1 protein-coding gene is annotated in these 667 nt (G+C 40.9%); it reads left to right on the top strand.

What is annotated here, in order from left to right; translation table 11 throughout:
* Window positions 1–15: 15 nt before the first annotated feature.
* On the top strand, window positions 16–159 hold the full coding sequence (locus R7Q09_RS26070) for a type II toxin-antitoxin system RelE/ParE family toxin (RefSeq protein WP_248351923.1): 144 nt from the start codon (window positions 16–18) through the stop codon (window positions 157–159).
* Window positions 160–667 lie beyond the last annotated feature (508 nt).

The following is a 667-nucleotide window of genomic DNA, read 5'->3' on the forward strand; positions in this document are numbered from 1 at the left end:
TCAGAGGCACCATTCATTGGTCGAGATTGTTCCGAACTTCGTTCTGGCGTACGTCGTCATGATCATCAGAAACACGCCATTTTTTATCGAGTTCGAGAGTTCGATATCTTTGTTATCCGGATCTTGCACCAACAGATGAACCCAATGTTGCATCTTTAAATTACTTAATTTTTTGATAAAACCTAGAAAAACGCCCCTTAGAGGGCGTTTTTTGTTTCAAACGAACAGCGCCATCTTTGCCCTGTAAATCGCCTGAAAAGCGTCACAAACTTTCAGCCCGATTTCTGGGTCAGTAGGGCATAGTAAGTGCTTAAAAACGTGCCTAGAGCCTCTGATGGCGTTCTAAGGGCTGTTTTTGATAGCTAACTCGCCCGTTTAACATAATAGGAATAATAGACACCGATTTTGAGTGTGGCTCAGGCATAAATTTGGATTCTGATTAATGTATACATCTTCAAGTGGTTCTATGAAATTGGTATACATTAATCAATAGGGGGAGGTGATTTTCGTTACAGAGTCACGCGTTGCGAATCACTCTTAAATGCTTTGTTAGAGCACTTTGCTCTGTGTCACCAAGTCAAACGCTTCGTTAACTTTTTTCCCAAGCGAAATCTGTTTGATTCCTGCAGGAACATGTAAGAACAGTGGAAAAATAGCCCAAAAAAAG

Source organism: Vibrio sp. 2130-1, from assembly GCF_033339515.1.